The organism is Streptomyces sp. NPDC058457 (assembly GCF_042720695.1).
Taxonomy (GTDB): Bacteria; Actinomycetota; Actinomycetes; order Streptomycetales; family Streptomycetaceae; genus Streptomyces.
Genome location: NZ_JBHXLU010000039.1, coordinates 1 through 15,819 on the forward strand (window position 1 = coordinate 1; position 15,819 = coordinate 15,819).

Genomic DNA, 15,819 nt, shown 5'->3' on the forward strand with positions numbered 1-15,819 from the left:
GCACCCCCCCCCTGGCCCGCCCCCCCCCCGGCCCGACTGCCGCGCGAGGACGTCAGAGCGTCTTGGCGGGCTTCTCCTCGGCCGTCACCGGCCCCACGATCAGCCCCTCCCCGAACGCGTCCACCCGGATCGTGTCGCCGTCCTTGACCTCGCCGGCCAGGATCTCCTTCGCCAGCCGGTCGCCGATGGCGGTCTGCACCAGGCGGCGCAGCGGACGGGCGCCGTAGGCCGGGTCGTTGCCCTCCTCGGCCAGCCACGCCAGCGCCTCCGGAGTGATCTCCAGGGCGAGCCGGCGGTCGGCGAGGCGCTTGGCCAGCCGGTCGATCTGGAGCCGGGCGATCCGGGCCAGTTCGTCCTTGGCCAGGGCGGAGAAGACCACCAGGTCGTCCAGCCGGTTCAGGAACTCCGGCTTGAAGGACACCCGGACCGTCTCCAGGACCTGCCGCTTCTTCTCCTCCTCGCCGAGGACCGGGTCGACCAGGTACTGGCTGCCCAGGTTCGACGTCAGCACCAGGATGGTGTTGCGGAAGTCGACCGTGCGGCCCTGGCCGTCGGTGAGGCGGCCGTCGTCCAGTACCTGGAGGAGGATGTCGAAGACCTCGGGGTGGGCCTTCTCCACCTCGTCGAGGAGCACGACCGTGTACGGCTTGCGGCGGACCGCCTCGGTCAGCTGGCCGCCCTCCTCGTAGCCGACGTATCCGGGCGGGGCGCCGACCAGCCGGGCCACGCTGTGCTTCTCGCTGTACTCCGACATGTCGATGCGGACCATCGCCCGCTCGTCGTCGAAGAGGAAGTCGGCGAGGGCCTTGGCGAGTTCGGTCTTGCCGACACCGGTCGGGCCGAGGAAGAGGAAGGAACCGGTGGGGCGGTCCGGGTCGGCGATGCCGGCGCGGGAGCGGCGGACGGCGTCGGAGACCGCGCGTACGGCCTCGGTCTGGCCGATGAGGCGGCGGCCCAGCTCGTCCTCCATGCGGAGCAGCTTCTGGGTCTCGCCCTCCAGCAGGCGCCCGGCCGGGATCCCGGTCCAGGCCGCCACGACGTCGGCGATGTCGTCGGAGCCGACCTCGTCCTTGACCATGGTGTCCTTGGCCGTCTCCTCCTCGGCCTCCGACGCGGCCTCCAGTTCCTTCTCCAGCTGCGGGATCTCGCCGTACAGCAGCTTGGAGGCGGTGTCGAAGTCGCCGTCGCGCTGGGCGCGTTCGGCGGTGCCGCGCAGTTCGTCGAGCTTCTCCTTCAGCTCGCCGACCCGGTTCAGGGACTGCTTCTCGCGCTCCCAGCGGGCGTTGAGACCGCGCAGCTCCTCCTCCTTGTCGGCGAGGTCGCGGCGCAGCTTCTCCAGGCGCTCCCGGGAGGCCGGGTCGGTCTCCTTCTCCAGCGCCAGCTCCTCCATCTTCAACCGGTCGACGGAGCGCTGGAGTTCGTCGATCTCGACGGGCGAGGAGTCGATCTCCATGCGGAGCCGGGAGGCGGCCTCGTCGACGAGGTCGATGGCCTTGTCGGGGAGGAAGCGGGAGGTGATGTAGCGGTCGGAGAGGGCCGCGGCGGCGACCAGCGCGCTGTCGGCGATCTGGACCTTGTGGTGGGCCTCGTAACGGCCCTTCAGGCCGCGGAGGATGGCGATGGTGTCCTCGACGGTCGGCTCCGCCACCAGCACCTGCTGGAAGCGGCGCTCAAGGGCCGGGTCCTTCTCGATCCGCTCCCGGTACTCGTCCAGGGTGGTCGCGCCGACCATGCGCAGTTCGCCGCGGGCCAGCATCGGCTTCAGCATGTTGCCGGCGTCCATGGCGGAGTCGCCGCCGGCACCGGCCCCGACCACGGTGTGCAGCTCGTCGATGAAGGTGATGATCTGCCCGTCGGAGTCCTTGATCTCGGCGAGGACGGTCTTCAGCCGCTCCTCGAACTCGCCCCGGTACTTGGCCCCGGCGACCATCGCCCCCAGGTCCAGCGAGACCAGCCGCTTGTCCTTCAGCGACTCGGGGACGTCGCCCTTCACGATCCGCTGGGCGAGCCCCTCCACCACGGCGGTCTTGCCGACGCCGGGTTCACCGATGAGGACGGGGTTGTTCTTGGTCCGGCGGCTGAGCACCTGCACGACCCGCCGGATCTCCTGGTCGCGGCCGATGACGGGGTCGAGCTTCCCGTCCCGCGCGGCCGCCGTGAAGTCCGTCCCGAACTTCTCCAGCGCCTTGTACTGGCCCTCGGGGTCGGCGGTGGTCACCCGGCGCCCGCCGCGCGCCTTGCGGAAGGCCTCCACCAGCTTCTTCGCGGTGGCACCCTGCCGGTCAAGGACCTCGCCGGCCGCGCCGCCCTTGGCGGCGATGCCGATGAGCAGGTGTTCGGTGGAGAGGTAGTCGTCGCCGAGTTCGCCGGCCCGCTCGTCGGCGTCGGCGAGGACCGCGAGCAGTTCGCGGTTGGGCTGCGGGGGCGCGACCGTGGAACCGGTCACGCTGGGCAGCGCGGCCAGCACGCGTTCGGCGCCCTGGCGTACGGCGGCCTGGTCGGCGTCGACGGCCGCGAGCAGGTCGGTGATGTTCTCGTTGTCCTGCCCTGCCAGCAGAGCCAGCAGCAGGTGGGCGGGCGTCAGGTCCGCGTGCCCCTCGGTCACGGCCCGGCTGCTGGCCGCGTTGATCGCGTCCCGGCTCCTGTTGGTCAGCTCGGCGTCCACGTTCGCGTTCTCCTCCTCGGCGTCGTACGGCTGACTCAGCCAACGTACACAAAGTTGAGTCTATTCCACTCAAGGTGCGATCGGGAGCCCTTCCGGGGACTACCTTCCGGACCATGAGTACATACCGCGTGAACCCCGCCGCACCGGACGAGGCGTACCTGCGCTTCTGGCAGGAGCACCACCTGTGCACCCTCACGACCCCGCGCCCCGACGGCAGCCCGCACGTCGTCCCCGTGGGGGTGACCTACGACCCGGAGGCGGGGCTGGCCCGGGTGATCACGAACAAGGCGAGCGCGAAGGTGTCCCATGTGCTGGCCGCGGGGCCGGACGGGGCACGGGTGGCGGTGTGCCAGGTGGCGGGGCGGCGGTGGGCGACGCTGGAGGGGCGGGCGCACGTCCGGACCGAGCCGGCGAGGGTCGCGGAGGCGGAGCGGCGGTACGCCGAGCGATACGGGAGGACACCCGGGGAGAACCCGTCCCGGGTGGTGATCGAGATCACGCTGGAGCGGGCCATGGGGCGGGGGTGACGAACAGGAGTGAGGGGCGCGGGCGAGGGCGGGTGCGGGGCCGGGGTGACCGCCCCGTTCCGGCGGCTGGTTTCGGCCACCATGGGGTATGGCCGAAACCAGTCGATACGGCGAAATGTCCCCCCAAAACTGCAGCGGCGTCACCGTGTTCAGGTCACGGTGACGCCGCTGCCGGGGGAAGCACCTGAGCGATCTTTTACGACGGGGGAATCGCGTCAGGCACTGCGGGGGGTGGCCGAGATGGTCCTCACGTCCGGGACGTCCGGCTCAGCCAGCCGGTGGTCCCGTTGGTCCAGGTTCACAAAGATCATTCCGTACCGGATCGCACACCGCACGGGCTGCGGCGCACCCCGGGGCTTGCGCAGGCACCGGTACGCCCGTACGTCCTCGTCCTCGTCCCGCGTGACGACGACCGGCTCACCGAAGACGGTCACCATCAACGAGTCACCACTGTGGGGGATGGCGGTGACCAGGTCGATGAAGTGCCAGCCGGATCGGTACGCGGTGGCCATTTCACGGCGGAAGGATCGGTCGTCGGGTGGGGTGGTCACTTCAGCTCCCGGCTCCATCGGTCACGGAATCAGTAGTGCCGGCAGTCTCGGAGTCCGCGGCAACCGACGGCCAGCTGCTGTTCGCACGAACCTCACTCCCCCCGGCGGCCGAAAAGCCACTGAGCACCCCGAGAGCTGCGACGGCGGAGAAGGCGGCGACAAGCAGCGAGCGAAGCAGTTTGTTACGCATCTTCGGCTTCGTCCTCACTTGAAGGTCCCCTTTTCCCCCGTCACGTACGACGATGGCTCATTCGGGCACGTCGTGGCCACACAATCGGTGCATCATGTTCCTGCATGTTCAGGACCCTGGGGGGTGGAGTTTTGGTAACAAGTCACTCGAATGCGACACATCCCCACGCCTCGAACCAGCTGTGCGAGGAGGGCAGTCGTCTGTATGCGGCCGCTCTCCGTTCCGGGCGGATCGCCCGGACGGACGTGGAACCGGCTCCCTGCCTGATGGACTCCGCCCTGCTGCATCCGGATCCCGACGATCCGAACTGGCTGCGCCCGGTTCCGCCGGCCATCGCCCTGGCCCAGCGTCTGAACCCCATCGAGCGCGAGATCACCGAGCGCCGCCAGCTGGCCACCGACATCGCAGGCGTCTTCGAGCCCTTCATGTCCATCGGCGGTCAGGAGTCGGGCGGCGGCTCGATCACGGTGCTGGAAGGCGGTGAGCGCATCAACAACGCGCTCAACCTGGCCACCGCCCAGTGCCATACGGAGATGCTCACCGTCCAGCCGAGCGACCGGATGCCCGAACGCAGCGCCCTGCGCGGGCTGGAACGCGACAAACCGCTCATAGAGCGGGGCGTGCGGATCCGGACCCTGTACCAGCACACCGCCCGGTACAGCCAGGAGAAGCTGGCCTACGCGGCCCACCTCGCCGACGGCAAGGTCGAGTACCGCTCCATAGACGAGCTGGTGGAGCGCCTGATCATCTGTGACGAGACGGTCGCCTTCATCCCCATCCGGGACGACCAGCAGGTCGCCCTGGAACTACGCCATCCGGGCCTGGTCCGCTACCTGGTCAAGGTGTTCGAGTTCATGTGGAACCGGGCGGTCCCGCTGAGCGCCGGCGCCCCCTACGAAACCGCTCCCGACGGCATCACCGACATCCAGCACTCGATCGCCAAGCTGCTGGTAGAAGGGCACGTCGACGAGGCCATCGCGCGCCGCCTCGGCATGAACGTCCGCACCTGCCGGGCCCACATCGCCAAGCTGGCCCAGGCGCTCGGCAGCGGCAGCCGTGCACAGCTCGGCTATCTGATCGCCCAGTCCGGGATCCTGGACCAGAAGATCCCCGGGGAGGGCGGCTTCCGGTGACGTCGGCCCCGCACACCGAGCACGGCGCCGAGGATCTGTGCGTCGCGGGGGCGGAACTCTACGAGCGCGCACTCGGCCACGGGCACGTCTCCGTCCGGGACGCCGAGGAGGTGCCCTGCCTCGTCGGCCTCGGCCTGCTGCACCCGGTACCGGACGACCTCGCCCGGCTGGAGCCCCTGGCCCCCGCCGTCGCCCTGAACCGGCTGGTGCGCGGCGCCCGCGGCCGCATCACCGGCGAGTGGCGGCGGCAGGAGCGCCTGGCGGAGCTCTTCGCACCGCTGCTGCGCATCGCGCCGGAACCCGGCACGGTGCCGGACTCCCCGACCCTGCGGCTGCTCAGCGGCACCCGCCGGATCAACCAGGCCATCGACGAGGCCATGGCCCAGGCGCAGGACGAGGTCCTCTGCATCCAGCCGCACGCCGGTATGGTCGGCGCGCGCGGCAACCAGGCGGAATCCGCCGCCTACGACCGCGACAAGGCGTTCCTCGACCGCGGCGGCCGGTTCCGCACGCTCTACCAGCACACCCTGTTCCATGTGCAGGCGATATACACCTACGCCGCGGCCATGACGGGCGACAACGTGGCCCGCGGCCTCGACGAGGTGCCCGACCGGCTGTTCGTCATCGACCACACCGTCGCCTTCCTCCCCGCCGACGGCGACGGCAGCCTCGCCCTCGAAGTCCGCCATCCCGCACTGATCACGTACTTCGTCACCGCCTTCGACCGCCTCTGGCGACTGGCCACCCCCCTCTACCCCACCCTCGAACACCGCCCCACCGTCAACGGCATCACACCCCGCCAGCAGGCCATCGCCGCCCTCCTCGTCGAGGGCCACACCGACGCCGTCATCGCCGAACGCCTCGGCATGAACATCCGCACCGCCCGCGTCCACATCGCCAAGCTCGCCACCACCCTCGGCAGCGAGAGCCGCGCCCAACTCGGCTACCTCATCGGACGCTCGGGGATCCTTGATCAGGAAGACTGACCGCGGCCGGTGCCGCGCCGGTGCCGCCCGGCGGGCGGTCCAGGCCCACCTGCGCTATCCGCACGCCCAGTTGGGTACGGCTGGCCGCGCCCAGCGTCTCCGAGAGGCGGGCGATGTGGGCCCGGCAGGTGCGGACGCTGATGCCGAGGCGTTCCGCGATCACCGCGTCCTGGTGGCCCTCGGCGAGCAGCGCCGCGATGGACTGCTCCCGGTGCGAGATGCCCTCGATGCCGGTGTCGGGGAGCGGGGCGGTGAGCGGGATCGCCAGCCGCCAGAGGCGTTCGAAGACCGTGAGGAGGTACTCGACGAGGGCGGGGTGGCGCAGCTCCAGGGCCATCGTGCGGTCCGCGTTCGCGGGGATGAACGCCACCGTGCGGTCGAAGAGGATGAGGCGGTCGATGACCTCGTCGAGCGTGCGGGCCTCGACCGCGTCGCCCATCAGCTCCAGGTAGTTGAGCAGGCCCTGGCCGTGCCGGGCGACATGCGTGTACAGGTCGCGCATCCGCACGCCGCGCCCGCGCAGGGCGACGGCCCGGTGCAGCCCCTCGGTCAGCTCCGACTCGCGCCGGATACCGCCCGGCTGCACGGTCAGCACCTCCTGTGTGCAGGCCTCCGTGGCCTCGTCCATGGCCGCCTGGATCCGTGACAGCCCGTCGAGCACCCGGATGGCCGCCGTGCCCTCCGCGGACGCCGACACGGCCTGCAGATGCCGTCCCAGACCGGCGTACCACTCGAAGGCCGCGACCGCCGACCCCATCCGCCGCTGGCTGTCCGTCACCTCGTCGTACACCCCGCGCAGCAGCCGGGTCATGACCTCCTGCGGGGCGGTCGGCACCAGCCAGTCCATGTCATCGGGGTCGGGGTGCAGCAGCGCCAGCTCCAGCAGGCAGGGCACCGCGTCGGCGTCCGTGCGCGGCACCCGGCCCCGGCGCACGGCCCGGGAGTACACGCGGTCCCCGGCGGCGCACAGCCGGTCGGCACCGTGTGGATGCTCCTCCGTCCCGTGCCCGGCCATCGCCCATTCCACCCCCGGTTTGCTGCCTCTTCCGCAGCGCAACTATGAGCGGTCCGGACCGGGTCCGCAACACGGCTTCGCCTGCCCGGGGCGTCGTAATACCCGGATACGGCCGGATTTCACACCGCCTCCGCACGCCGCGTTGCAACAAGATGACGGTGGTGGCAGGGGGGTGTGCGGGGCAAGGTGGAAGCCGCTTCCCACGGGTGCCGACGTACACCCGGCGGGGCCCCGGGCCATCCTCCCCCGATCGGGCCGGGGCCCCGTGCAACGCACCAACGGGGGAGGTGCGTTGCAGGGAGGGTCGCTCGCGGGCGCGTGACGCGGCGGACCGGCGGATCCCCGAAATCCGCCAGTGATCGCCGTGTTACGTGCCCGCTCTAACGTCCCTACATGGCGGACATATTTGACGCGTACGCGTTGGCCGACGCGTGGGACGAGATGTTTGTGCGGCCGGGTGAGGTCAGGACCGCCTATGAGCCGGTACTGGCGGCACTCCAGCCGATCGAACCGAGTGAACTGCGGTTCCGGGCCGACCAGATGGCCCGGGCCTTCACCGACCGGGGGGTGACCTACGCCTTCGCGGGCGAGGAGCGGCCCTGGCCGCTGGACCTGGTGCCGAGGATCCTCGACGCCCTGGAATGGGATCTCATACGAAGAGGCGTGGCCCAGCGGGTCCGGGCCCTGGAGGCCTATCTGGCCGACGCCTACGGACACGCCCGGGCCTTCGAGGACGGGGTGGTGCCCTGGCGGCTGCTCCTCGGCTCGCCGCACTTCCACCGGGCGGCGCATGCGGTGGAGCCGCCCGGCGGGGTGCGCATCCATGTGGCCGGAATCGACCTGGTCCGGGACGAGGCCGGCGCCTTCCGGGTCCTCGAGGACAACGTGCGGGTGCCGAGCGGGGTGTCGTACGTCATCGAGAACCGCAGGGCGATGACCCGGATCTTCCCCTCGCTCTTCGCCGAGCAGCACGTCCTGCCGGTCGACGGGTACCCGCAGCGGCTGCTGGCGGCGCTGCGGGCGGCGGCGCCCGGCGGGGCGGCGAGCGATCCCCGGGTGGTCGTCCTCACCCCCGGGCCCAGCAACGCGGCCTACTTCGAACACGCCCTGCTCGCCCGGCTGATGGGCGTGCAGCTGGTCGAGGGGCACGACCTGGTGTGCCGCAGCAACCGGGTGTGGATGCGGACGACCCGCGGCGAGGTGCCCGTGCACGTCGTGTACCGGCGCCTCGACGACGACTTCCTCGATCCGCTGCACTTCCGCCCCGACTCGGTGATCGGCTGCCCCGGCATCCTGAGCGCCGCCACCGCGGGGAGCGTCACACTCGCGAACGCCGTCGGCAACGGCATCGCCGACGACAAACTCCTCTACACCTACGTCCCGGACCTGATCCGCTACTACCTCGGCGAGGAACCGATTCTCCCCAACGTGGAGTCCTACCGGCCCGATGAACCAGGCCAGTTGGAGGCGGTCCTCGACCAGCTGGACCAGCTGGTGGTGAAGCCCGTCGACGGCGCGGGCGGGCAGGGCATCGTCATCGGCCCGAAGGCCGACAAGGCGACCCTGGAACGCACTCGCAAAGCCGTCGCCGCCGACCCGCGCGGCTTCATCGCGCAGCGCCCGGTCGCCCTCTCCACCTCCCCCACCCTCTCGGGTGAACGCATGGCCCCGCGCCACATTGACCTCAGACCGTTCGCCGTGAACGACGGCGACGACATCTGGGTACTGCCCGGCGGCCTCACCCGGGTCGCCCTCCAGGAGGGCAACCTGATCGTCAACTCCAGCCAGGGCGGCGGCTCCAAGGACACCTGGGTACTCGCCGAGGGCCCCGCCGAACGCCCCGAGCCGGTCGACGCGGGCCCGATCCCCGCCGTCGCCCCGCGCCGCCTCGGCCCGGACGGGACCCGTGCCGTCGTACCGGAAGGAGCGCAGCAGCAGTGAACGACGTGATCCTCTCCCGTATCGCCGAGTCGCTGACCTGGACCGGACGGTACGTCGAACGGGCGGACGCCACCGGCCGGATCCTCGACGCCTACCTGCACCGGATGCTGGAGGACCCCTGGCGCGACGAGGACGCCGCCTGCCGGTCGCTGTATGCGATCCTCGGCGTCGACGCCGGTGCGGAGCGGGTCGACATGCAGCTGGTCCTGGACCAGCTCGCCTTCGACGCCCGCTCCACGTGCTCCATCGAGGGCGCCCTGGGCGCCGCCCGGCTGAACGCGCGCAGCGCCCGCGAGGCCGTCTCCTCCGAGATGTGGGAGTGCCTCAACTCCACCTGGCACGCGCTCGGCGACCGGCGCCGCGCGGCCCGCCGCACCGGCCCCTACGCCTACCTGGAGCTGGTCCGCAGCCGGGCCGCGCTCTTCTTCGGCCTCGCCGACTCCACCATGAGCCGGGACGACAGCTGGCGGTTCGTCGTCCTCGGGCGGAGCCTGGAGCGGGTGGACATGACCGTACGGCTGCTCTCGGTGCGCGTGCTGGACGCGGCGCACGCGCCGGACTGGCCGACGCTGCTCAGCGCGAGCGGCGCCGACGAGGCGTACGCACGGGTGCACAGCGGGTTCGGCGACACCCCGAGAGTGGCCGAATACCTGCTCCTGGACCGGGACTTCCCGCGCTCGGCGCTGCATGCGCTGACCACGGCCGAGGAGTGCCTGGCCGCGCTCGGCCGGCCCCGCCAGGACCCCGCCCGCTCCCCCGTCGGCCGGGCCCGCACCCGCCTCGAATACCTGGACACCGCCTCCCTGGAGGAGCAGCTGCCCGGCCTGCTGCGCGACCTCCAGCAGGCCTGCATGGCGTCCGCCGACGCGGTGGCCGAGCGGTTCTTCCCGTACCAGGGGCCCGTCGAGTGGGCCCAGGAAGGAGCCTGAGATGGCTCGTCGCCTCCGTATCCGGCACACCACCCGGGTCCCCTACGCCCAGCCCGCCACCTCCTCGCACAACGAGGTGCGGATGACCCCGCTGACCCTGCCGGGGCAGACCACCCTGGACGCGCGGGTCACCGTGCAGCCGGCCACCGCCGTCTGGTCGTACTGGGACTACTGGGGCACCCAGGTCACCGGGTTCGATCTGATCGACCCCCACGAGGATCTGACGATCACCGCGTCGAGCCTGGTGGAGACCTCGGCGCCGGGGCCGCTGCCGGCCGCGCCGGACTGGGCGGAGCTGGCCGAACGGGCCGCCGGGTCGCGGCTGCTGGAGTTCGCGGGCCCGACCTCGCGTACGTCGGTGCCGAAGAAGCTGGTGAAGAAGGCGCGGGCCGCCGCCGCGGGGCTGGGCCCGCACGAGGCCGCGGTGGCCGTCTCCGAAATGGTCGCCGACCGGGTGGCCTACCTGCCGGGGACGACCGGCGTGAACACCTCCCCCGCGGAGGCGTGGGAGCAGCGGGCGGGCGTCTGCCAGGACATCACCCACCTCACGATCGCCCTGCTGCGAGGGCTGGGGCTGCCCGCCCGGTACGTCTCCGGGTACCTGCACCCGGAGCGGGAGGCCGAGCTGAACCGGCCCGTCGCCGGGCAGAGCCACGCGTGGATCGAGTACTGGGCCGGCGACTGGTGCGGGTACGACCCGACGAACCGGGTGCGGGCCGGGGAGGACCACGTGGTGGTGGGCCGGGGCCGGGACTACGACGACGTCACGCCGCACAAGGGGATCTACCGGGGGGTGCCGGGAGGGGCTCCGGAGGTGACTGTGGAGTTCACGAGGGTGGCGTAGTCGGGTCGGGTGCGGGCCCGGTGGGGGCTGGTCGCGCAGTTCCTCCCCCAGCCTTCGGCCGGGGGTACCCCCAGCGCCCCTTTGGGGCGCGCTGCCCCGCCGTGTCTTTCATCTGGCCGCGGGCAGTCGTGCCGCTGGGGCGGCACGGGTGGGCGATGGGGGTCCCCCCGGCCGAAGGCTGGGGGAGGCACCCTGCCAGCGCCGGTAAGTGACACCCCGCCCGGCGCGCCCACAGCGGCCCCGTTCCCTGCGTGGGGAACGGGGCCGTCGGCAGGGGCTTACTTGAGGCCCGCCTCCGCGCAAGCGGTCTTGTAGGCGGCCGTGCAGATCTGCGAGATCTTGTAGATGCCGTCCGCGACGACGGTGTCCTTGATCTTGCTCTTGGTCACGGCGTTGACCTGGACCAGCTGGGACGGGATGTTCTTGTTGGTCGGGCTGTCGACGGTGTCCTGGGTGAGGGCGTCGAACTGGATGTCCTTGCCCTGCACCTTGTAGACGGCCATCTCGGCGGCGGCCTCGGCCTCGGACGGGTAGGGCTTGTAGACCGTCATGTACTGCTCGCCGGTGAGGATCCGCTGGATGGCGTCGAGGTCCGCGTCCTGGCCGGTGATCGGCGGCATGGTGGTGACGCCGGCCGCCTTGAGGGCCTTGACGACACCGCCCGCCATCGCGTCGTTCGCCGAGTAGACGGCGGCGATGTTGTCCTTGCCGATCGAGTTGACCGCCTTGGTGACCTCCTGCTGGGCGATCGTCGGGTCCCAGTCCTTGGTGTCGTACGAGAGGCCCGCGGTCGTCACCTTGCCGTTCAGCTCGGACATGGCGCCCGTCTTGAACTGCTTGGCGTTGGGGTCGGTCGGCGACCCGTTGATCATGATGACCTTGTCGGAGGTGTCGACGTTGCTGCCGAGGCCCTCCAGGAGCGTACGGGCCTGGACCTCGCCCACCAGCTCGTTGTCGAAGGAGACGTAGGCGTCGATGGGGCCCTCGGCGAGGCGGTCGTAGGCGATGACCGGGATGCCCGCGGCCTTGGCCTTCTTCACCGTGCCGGCGATGGCGTGCGAGTCGACCGAGTCCAGGATGATCACGTCGACCTTGTCGTCGATCATCTTCTGCATCTGCTTCGCCTGCGTGGAGGCGGTCGACGCGGCGTTCTGGTAGTCGACCCGGCCCTGCTTGTTGGTGAGCTCGGCGATCTTCGACTTCATGATCGGGTAGTCGAAGTTGGTGTACCGGGTGTTGATCTTGTCCGGCATCAGCACACCCACCGTGATGTCGTTGCCCTTCGTCGGGGTCGCGGACGTAGACGATCCTGTCGCGTTGAGCACGCCGCAGCCGGCAAGCGAAAGGGTCATCGTGGACGCGGCCACAAACATGGCTATACGACGCATACGGGGGCTCACTTCAGGTGCGTTCCGGACGTGGGCTGCTTTGCGACCCAGATGTCTGAAAAGCCAACGCGTACGCCACACCCGGCGTCAAGCGGAACTACTTAACGAGTGCGCAACACCACGCTCCGCTGCACCTGTGAAGGCGGAGCGGAACCCCCTCCAAACTCTCTTTACGGACCCTCCATCCAAAGGGAGTTCATGCGCAGGCAAAGATCAGTACAACCAAGTCGTTTCCTCACGAGTCGTGATCGTCGGCAGCCTGCCCTGCCGTACGGATACGACCAGAGGATCGAATGAAGCCAGCCAGAACCGCCGCGGCCGCCGCCGTGGCGCTCAGCACCGCCGGCACCCTGCTCGGCGGCGCCACCGCGACCGCCTCGGCGGCCACGTCCTGCACCTCCCCGGTCTACAAGCGGCAGTTGTTCGCGAACACCACGTTCAAGGGCACACCGGAGAAGACCGGCTGCGACTCCGCGATCGACGAGAACTGGAGCGGAGCGCCGGCGTCGGGGCTGCCGAAGGACAGGTTCGGCGTCCGCTGGACCGTGACCCGTGACTTCGGCTCCGGCGGGCCCTTCGCCCTGACCGCCTCCGGCCTCGACGGGATCCGGGTGTACGTCGACGGCGTCCGCAAGGTCGACCTGTGGAAGGACACCACCAAGGCGGTGAGCAGGACCGTCGACGTGACCCTCGCCAAGGGCAGGCACACCCTGCGGATCGACTACGTCAACTGGACCGGCGCCGCCAAGGTGAAGTTCGCCTACTCGCCCCGTACTTCCGCGAGTGCCGACAAGGTCGGGCCCCTCGCTCCCGGCGGAACCGCGGTGTCCTACGACTCCGCCACCGGCAGGGCCCGGCTGACCTGGTCGGGGAACAAGGAGATGGACCTCGCCGGCTACCGCGTCTACCGCCGCCCGGCGGGCGCCGCGTTCGGCGGTACGCCCCTGGCGACGACCGGCGCCACGTCGTACACCGACAGCTCGCTGCCCGCGGACGGGAAGACCTACTACTACGAGGTCCGCGCCTACGACAAGGCGGGGAACGTCTCGGCGGGCTCGGCCGACCAGGGCGTCACCACCGCCGACCGCACCGCTCCGGAGCGGGTGACCGGGGTGGCCGTGCGCGCGAGCACCGCGGGCAACGTGGTGACCTGGCAGGGCTCTTCGGCGAAGGACCTGGACCACTACGAGCTGTGGGCCTCGCGGGGCGGCGAGCCCGACCCGGACGGGCCCGAGTTCCTGCTCTCCCCGGACCACACCGACGCCACCGCGGAGGCCGGCACGCCCTACACGTACACCGTGCAGGCCGTCGACACCGCCGGGAACGTCTCCCCGGTCTCGGCGGGGGTCACGGCCGCCCGCCCGGCCGCGGCCGCCGTGACCGCCCCGGCCGGGCTGACGGGCACCCCCGCCGACGCCGCCACCGTGCTCGGCTGGACCGCGTCCGAGGACCCGGCCGTCACCGGCTACCGCGTCTACCGGCGGACCGTCCACAACGGCGGCTGGACACCGGTGGGGAGCACCACCACCGCGTCGTACGAGGACACCTCGGCCCCCCGGGGGAAGTCGTACTACTACGTCGCCGCCGTGGACGGAGACGGCGCCGAGTCGGCTCCCTCGGCAGAGCTGACCGTCGAGCGGCTCACCCCGGCCACCGCGACCGGGCCGGCCGCCCCGAAGCTGACCCTGGTCACCACCGGAGTTCCGGCCCGGTCCCCCGTCGAGGTGACGGCGGCACCCGGCGCGGGTGACGAGAACCGGGTGCTCCAGGGGTACTCCTGGGAGATCTCCGGAGCCTGCGGGGACAGCGGCGTCCAGCTGTCCGCCACCGGCGACATCTCCTGGAAGCCGCCCTACAACGGCCCCTGCACGGCGACCGTGTACGCCGTGGACGCCTACGGGCGGCAGAGCGGACAGAGCTCGTCGCTGGAGTTCTTCGTCGGCCGGTGACACGCGCAGGGCCCGGAGGTTCAGCCGAACCTCCGGGCCCTGCACATCGACTGCGCCTAGTCCTTCGCCTTCTTCGGCCGCCACACCACGAGTGCGCTGGTCTGCTGCACCTCCTGGTACGGGACCAGGTCGCGGCGGTAGGAGGCGTGGACGGCGGCCTCGCGCTGCTGCATCGCGGCCGCCGCGCCGTCGACCGCCGCCTGGAGTTCGGCGACCCGCTGCTGGAGCGCGATGACCTGGTTCTCCAGTTCGATGATGCGCTTGATACCGGCCAGGTTGATGCCCTCGTCCTGCGACAGCGCCTGCACCGTGCGGAGCAGTTCGATGTCACGGGCCGAGTAGCGGCGGCCCCGGCCGGCGGTGCGGTCGGGGGAGACCAGGCCCAGGCGGTCGTACTGCCGCAGCGTCTGCGGGTGCAGTCCGGAGAGCTGGGCCGCCACCGAGATGACGTAGACCGGGGTCTCCTCGGTCAGTTCATACGGGTTACGTCGACGGCCGTCCATCTCTGTCATGCTCCCTTCGCGGCCTCGAACAGCTCGGCCCGCGGGTCCTCGCCCGCGGTCGCCTCGCGATACGCCTCCAGCGCATCACGAGCCTTCCCCGACAGGTCCTTCGGGACACTCACCTCGACGGTGACCAGCAGGTCGCCGCGAGTGCCGTCCTTGCGGACCGCGCCCTTGCCACGGGCGCGCATGGTGCGGCCGTTGGGCGTGCCCGGGGGCAGCTTCAGGGTGACCGGCGGGCCGCCCAGGGTGGGCACCCTGACCTCGCCGCCGAGCGCCGCCTCGGTGAAGGTCACCGGGACGGTCACCGTGAGGTTGTCGTCCTTGCGGCCGAACACCGGGTGGGTGTCGACGTGGACCATCACGTACAGGTCGCCCGCCGGACCGCCGCGTTCGCCCGGCGCGCCCTTGCCGCGCAGGCGGATGCGCTGCCCGTCGGTCACCCCGGCGGGGATGCGGACCTGCATCGTCCTGGACGACTTGGCGCGGCCGCTGCCCTTGCACTCCATGCAGGGGTGCTCGGCGATCAGGCCGCGGCCCTTGCAGTCCGGGCAGGGGTCGGTGAGCGAGAAGCCGCCTCCGGATCCTCGCGCCACCTGGCCGGTGCCGACGCAGGTCGGGCACACCCGCGGGGTGCCGTTCTTGTCGCCGGTGCCCGAACAGGCCTTGCAGGGGGACTGCGAGGACATCCGCAGCGGGACCGTGGCGCCCTCGATGGCCTCCGTGAAACTCAGCGTGACCTCGGACTCGATGTCCTGGCCGCGCCGCGGCTGGGTACGGCCGGCCGTGCCGCCGCCCCGGTTGAACAGGCCCCCCAGGACGTCGCCGAAGCCGCCGCCGAAACCGCCGCCGCCCTGTTGCTGCGCGTTGCCCCCGAAGAGGTCGCCCAGGTCGAAGTTGAAGTTGCCGCCGCCCGCGCCCGGCCCCGGGCGGAAGCCGCCGTTGCCGAAGAGGGCGCGCGCCTCGTCGTACTCCTTGCGCTTCTTGGGGTCGCCGAGGACGTCGTTCGCCTCGGAGATCTCCTTGAAGCGCTCCTCGGCCTTGGCGTTGCCCTTGTTGGCGTCCGGGTGGAACTCGCGGGCGAGCTTCCGGTACGCCTTCTTGATCTCGGCCTCGGTGGCGTCCTTGGGAACGCCGAGGACCTTGTAGTAGTCCTTCTCGATGAAGTCCTTGGTGCTCATCCCCGACGCCCCTCCTC

General features: G+C 71.1%; 13 protein-coding genes. 7 read left to right on the forward strand and 6 right to left on the reverse strand.

Going from position 1 to position 15,819, the window contains the following annotated elements; all coding sequences use genetic code 11:
* Nucleotides 1–52 precede the first annotated feature (52 nt).
* A complete protein-coding gene (clpB, locus tag ACFWPS_RS27615; protein WP_383709146.1) occupies nucleotides 53–2,665 on the reverse strand; it encodes an ATP-dependent chaperone ClpB in 2,613 nt (870 codons plus the stop codon).
* A 113-nt stretch (nucleotides 2,666–2,778) separates the two neighbouring features.
* Here clpB and ACFWPS_RS27620 point away from each other — a divergent pair, with 113 nt between their 5' ends.
* On the forward strand, nucleotides 2,779–3,192 hold the full coding sequence (locus ACFWPS_RS27620; RefSeq protein WP_383709149.1) for a pyridoxamine 5'-phosphate oxidase family protein: 414 nt from the start codon (nucleotides 2,779–2,781) through the stop codon (nucleotides 3,190–3,192).
* 215 nt (nucleotides 3,193–3,407) lie between these two features.
* Here the strand turns inward: ACFWPS_RS27620 and ACFWPS_RS27625 are convergent, their stop codons facing one another.
* The gene (locus ACFWPS_RS27625; protein ID WP_167449907.1) at nucleotides 3,408–3,704 is read right to left on the reverse strand and encodes a (2Fe-2S)-binding protein; all 297 of its coding nucleotides are present in this window, start codon (nucleotides 3,702–3,704) and stop codon (nucleotides 3,408–3,410) included.
* 333 nt (nucleotides 3,705–4,037) lie between these two features.
* Between ACFWPS_RS27625 and ACFWPS_RS27630 the strand changes: the two genes are divergently transcribed.
* Both ACFWPS_RS27630 and ACFWPS_RS27635 read left to right on the forward strand, forming a co-directional pair.
* Nucleotides 4,038–5,066: a helix-turn-helix transcriptional regulator gene (locus ACFWPS_RS27630; RefSeq protein WP_383709152.1), complete on the forward strand. Its 1,029-nt coding sequence runs from the start codon at nucleotides 4,038–4,040 to the stop codon at nucleotides 5,064–5,066.
* Nucleotides 5,063–6,052 (forward strand): LuxR C-terminal-related transcriptional regulator, encoded by a 990-nt coding sequence (locus ACFWPS_RS27635; protein ID WP_383709155.1) that lies wholly within the window; start codon nucleotides 5,063–5,065, stop codon nucleotides 6,050–6,052. Before ACFWPS_RS27630 ends, ACFWPS_RS27635 begins: the two co-directional genes overlap by 4 nt.
* On the opposite strand, the gene ACFWPS_RS27640 is transcribed toward ACFWPS_RS27635, so the two are convergent.
* Nucleotides 6,015–7,067 (reverse strand): LuxR C-terminal-related transcriptional regulator, encoded by a 1,053-nt coding sequence (locus ACFWPS_RS27640; protein ID WP_383709157.1) that lies wholly within the window; start codon nucleotides 7,065–7,067, stop codon nucleotides 6,015–6,017. The two genes, ACFWPS_RS27635 and ACFWPS_RS27640, sit on opposite strands and share 38 nt — an antisense overlap.
* 393 nt (nucleotides 7,068–7,460) lie before the next feature.
* Between ACFWPS_RS27640 and ACFWPS_RS27645 the strand changes: the two genes are divergently transcribed.
* The 3 genes from ACFWPS_RS27645 to ACFWPS_RS27655 are packed head-to-tail and all read left to right on the forward strand — an operon-like array spanning nucleotide 7,461 to nucleotide 10,781.
* On the forward strand, nucleotides 7,461–9,008 hold the full coding sequence (locus tag ACFWPS_RS27645) for a circularly permuted type 2 ATP-grasp protein (RefSeq protein WP_383709160.1): 1,548 nt from the start codon (nucleotides 7,461–7,463) through the stop codon (nucleotides 9,006–9,008).
* Nucleotides 9,005–9,937, forward strand: a complete 933-nt coding sequence (locus ACFWPS_RS27650) for an alpha-E domain-containing protein (RefSeq protein WP_383709162.1) — start codon at nucleotides 9,005–9,007, stop codon at nucleotides 9,935–9,937. Before ACFWPS_RS27645 ends, ACFWPS_RS27650 begins: the two co-directional genes overlap by 4 nt.
* 1 nt (nucleotide 9,938) lies before the next feature.
* Nucleotides 9,939–10,781, forward strand: coding sequence for a transglutaminase N-terminal domain-containing protein (locus ACFWPS_RS27655; RefSeq protein WP_383709164.1), 843 nt, complete (start codon nucleotides 9,939–9,941; stop codon nucleotides 10,779–10,781).
* 278 nt (nucleotides 10,782–11,059) lie between these two features.
* Here the strand turns inward: ACFWPS_RS27655 and ACFWPS_RS27660 are convergent, their stop codons facing one another.
* Entirely contained in the window at nucleotides 11,060–12,169 is a 1,110-nt protein-coding gene (locus ACFWPS_RS27660; RefSeq protein WP_383709166.1) for a sugar ABC transporter substrate-binding protein, read from the reverse strand.
* A 293-nt stretch (nucleotides 12,170–12,462) separates the two neighbouring features.
* Between ACFWPS_RS27660 and ACFWPS_RS27665 the strand changes: the two genes are divergently transcribed.
* The gene (locus tag ACFWPS_RS27665; protein ID WP_383709168.1) at nucleotides 12,463–14,118 is read left to right on the forward strand and encodes a fibronectin type III domain-containing protein; all 1,656 of its coding nucleotides are present in this window, start codon (nucleotides 12,463–12,465) and stop codon (nucleotides 14,116–14,118) included.
* A 56-nt stretch (nucleotides 14,119–14,174) separates the two neighbouring features.
* Here the strand turns inward: ACFWPS_RS27665 and ACFWPS_RS27670 are convergent, their stop codons facing one another.
* Both ACFWPS_RS27670 and dnaJ read right to left on the reverse strand, forming a co-directional pair.
* Nucleotides 14,175–14,621 carry a heat shock protein transcriptional repressor HspR gene (locus ACFWPS_RS27670; protein ID WP_383709304.1) on the reverse strand — a complete coding sequence of 149 codons (447 nt, stop codon included), beginning with the start codon at nucleotides 14,619–14,621 and terminating at the stop codon, nucleotides 14,175–14,177.
* 5 nt (nucleotides 14,622–14,626) lie between these two features.
* Nucleotides 14,627–15,802 carry a molecular chaperone DnaJ gene (dnaJ, locus tag ACFWPS_RS27675; RefSeq protein WP_383709171.1) on the reverse strand — a complete coding sequence of 392 codons (1,176 nt, stop codon included), beginning with the start codon at nucleotides 15,800–15,802 and terminating at the stop codon, nucleotides 14,627–14,629.
* Nucleotides 15,803–15,819: the final 17 nt, after the last annotated feature.

Coding starts and splice junctions, on each gene's coding strand:
- ACFWPS_RS27655 (WP_383709164.1), top strand. CDS start 9,939: ATGGCTCGTCGCCTCCGTATCCGGCACACCACCCGGGTCCCCTACGCC.
- ACFWPS_RS27670 (WP_383709304.1), bottom strand. CDS start 14,621: ATGGACGGCCGTCGACGTAACCCGTATGAACTGACCGAGGAGACCCCG.
- ACFWPS_RS27630 (WP_383709152.1), top strand. CDS start 4,038: ATGTTCAGGACCCTGGGGGGTGGAGTTTTGGTAACAAGTCACTCGAAT.
- dnaJ (WP_383709171.1), bottom strand. CDS start 15,802: ATGAGCACCAAGGACTTCATCGAGAAGGACTACTACAAGGTCCTCGGC.
- ACFWPS_RS27660 (WP_383709166.1), bottom strand. CDS start 12,169: ATGCGTCGTATAGCCATGTTTGTGGCCGCGTCCACGATGACCCTTTCG.
- ACFWPS_RS27625 (WP_167449907.1), bottom strand. CDS start 3,704: ATGGCCACCGCGTACCGATCCGGCTGGCACTTCATCGACCTGGTCACC.
- ACFWPS_RS27665 (WP_383709168.1), top strand. CDS start 12,463: ATGAAGCCAGCCAGAACCGCCGCGGCCGCCGCCGTGGCGCTCAGCACC.
- ACFWPS_RS27640 (WP_383709157.1), bottom strand. CDS start 7,067: ATGGCCGGGCACGGGACGGAGGAGCATCCACACGGTGCCGACCGGCTG.
- ACFWPS_RS27620 (WP_383709149.1), top strand. CDS start 2,779: ATGAGTACATACCGCGTGAACCCCGCCGCACCGGACGAGGCGTACCTG.
- ACFWPS_RS27645 (WP_383709160.1), top strand. CDS start 7,461: ATGGCGGACATATTTGACGCGTACGCGTTGGCCGACGCGTGGGACGAG.